The sequence below is a fragment of the Corallococcus sp. CA049B genome (assembly GCF_003611685.1).
Classification (GTDB): Bacteria; Myxococcota; Myxococcia; order Myxococcales; family Myxococcaceae; genus Corallococcus; species Corallococcus coralloides.
In genome coordinates, this window is the sequence record NZ_RAWC01000423.1 from 1 (window position 1) to 2082 (window position 2082).

General features: G+C 68.1%; 2 protein-coding genes. Both read left to right on the forward strand.

The window, feature by feature from the left end; translation table 11 throughout:
* The first annotated feature begins 117 nt into the window (after window positions 1–117).
* Window positions 118–972: a lysophospholipid acyltransferase family protein gene (locus D7W82_RS39370; protein ID WP_120564926.1), complete on the forward strand. Its 855-nt coding sequence runs from the start codon at window positions 118–120 to the stop codon at window positions 970–972.
* A complete protein-coding gene (locus D7W82_RS39375; protein WP_120623148.1) occupies window positions 969–1934 on the forward strand; it encodes an SDR family oxidoreductase in 966 nt (321 codons plus the stop codon). The genes D7W82_RS39370 and D7W82_RS39375 overlap by 4 nt, the downstream gene beginning before the upstream one ends.
* Window positions 1935–2082: the final 148 nt, after the last annotated feature.

Consider the following 2082-nt stretch of genomic DNA (forward strand, 5'->3'; position numbering starts at 1 on the left):
AAGAGACAGTTGGAGGGGAGGCGCATGGGGGACCTTCCGGCGGATTATCGTCAGAAGGGCATTGCGGGTTGTGGGCCCACTCCCGGCGTGCGGGCGGGGGTGCTAAGGAGCGGGCCCATGCTGGAGCGTTTCAGCGACAAGGTGAAGAAGGGCCTGCGCGGTTGGACCGAGCGCATGGCCGGCGAGCAGCAGTCCGACCAACTCCAGGCCCTGGCCCGGACGGAGAACGAGTACGGGGTGGACCCGTTCGGGTTCAACCTGGACTACAGCCTGGCCGCCATCGCCCCGTTCATGTGGCTCTACCGCCACTACTTCCGGGTGGAGGCCTACGGCGCGGACCGCATCCCCTCGGGGAGGGTGCTGCTGGTGTCCAACCACTCCGGCCAGCTGCCCCTGGACGGCGCGATGATTGGCATCGCCCTGATGGTGGAGGGCAACCCGCCGCGCGCCATCCGCAGCATGGTGGAGAAGTGGGTGCCGTCCCTGCCGTACGTCTCCACGTTCATGGCGCGCGTGGGCCAGATTGTCGGCACGCCGGAGAACTGCCGGCGGCTGCTGGAGGCGGAGGAGGCCATCCTCGTGTTCCCGGAGGGCACGCGCGGGCTCAACAAGCTGTGGCCCCAGCGCTACCAGCTCCAGGAGTTCGGCCTGGGCTTCATGCGCCTGGCGCTGGAGACGAACACGCCCATCGTGCCCATCGCCGTGGTGGGCGCGGAGGAGCAGGCGCCCGCGCTGATGAACCTGAAGCCGGTGGCGAAGCTGTTGGGCTTCCCGTCCTTCCCCATCACCCCCACGGGCACGCCCTTCCCGCTGCCCACGAAGTACCGCATCTACTTCGGCGACGCGCTCCACTTCACCGGCCGCGCGGACGACGAGGACAGCGAACTGGACAAGAAGGTGCGCACCGTGAAGGCCTCCATCCAGGCGATGCTCCACCAGGGCCTCAAGGAACGCCGGGGCGTGTTCTGGTGAGCGCCTCCACGGAAGAGAAGGACGCGGTCGTCGCGGACAAGCGCCCGGCCGTCGTCGTCACCGGCATCAGCGGCAACCTGGGCCGCACGCTGGCGAAGATGCTGCACAAGCGCGAGCGCATCATCGGCATCGACCGGCGTCCCTTCATCGGGAAGCCGAAGGACGTCGAGATGCACCAGCTGGACCTGCGCAAGAAGAAGGCGGAGGACGTCTTCCGCAAGAACGAGGTCCGCGCCGTCATCCACATGGGCATCATGCATGACCCGCGCATGAGCGAGGAGGAGCACCACTCGTTCAACGTCGTGGGGACCACGCGCCTGTTGGAGTACTGCGCGAAGTACGGCGTGAAGAAGGTGGTGGTGCTGTCCTCGGCGAACGTCTACGGCCCCAGCCCGGACAACTCCAACTTCCTCACGGAGGACGCGCCGCTGATGGCCGCGAGCCGCTTCTCCGGCGTGCGCGACCTCATCGAAGTGGACATGCTGGCGCACAGCTTCTTCTGGAAGCACCCCGACATCGAGACGGTCATCCTGCGGCCCGTCCACATCGTCGGGCCCACCATCAAGAACGCGCCGTCCAACTACCTGCGCCTGCGCCACCCGTGGACCATGGCGGGCTTCGACCCCATGGTGCAGCTCATCCACGTGGAGGACGTGGCCCGCGCCATGGTGGAGGCCCTGCGCCCGGAGCCCAAGGGCGTCTACAACGTCGTGGGCCCCGGCCAGGTGCCCCTGTCCGCCGTCTTGCGCGAGCTGGGCCACACCGCGATCCCCGTGCCACACCCCGTGGCCCGGCCCCTGCTGGGCCTGATGTTCCGCTACCGGCTGGCCAACTTCCCGCCGCCGGAGCTGGACCACATCCAGTTCCTCTGCGCCGTGGACGGCAACCGCTGGGTCCAGGACGTGGGCTGGAAGTCCCGCCACTCCATGCGCGACACCATCCGCTCCGTCATCGGCGAGTAGCGGGGACGCAGCGGCTTTTCGTGGGAGCCCGCGACAGTTCCCTGACAGTCATGTCAGGGGGGACGTGGCGGGATGGCAGGGAGGGCCTGACAACACTGTCAGGCATGGGACGGTGGCGACGGGGAGTGGGAGCCGCCAAGTCCCTGAT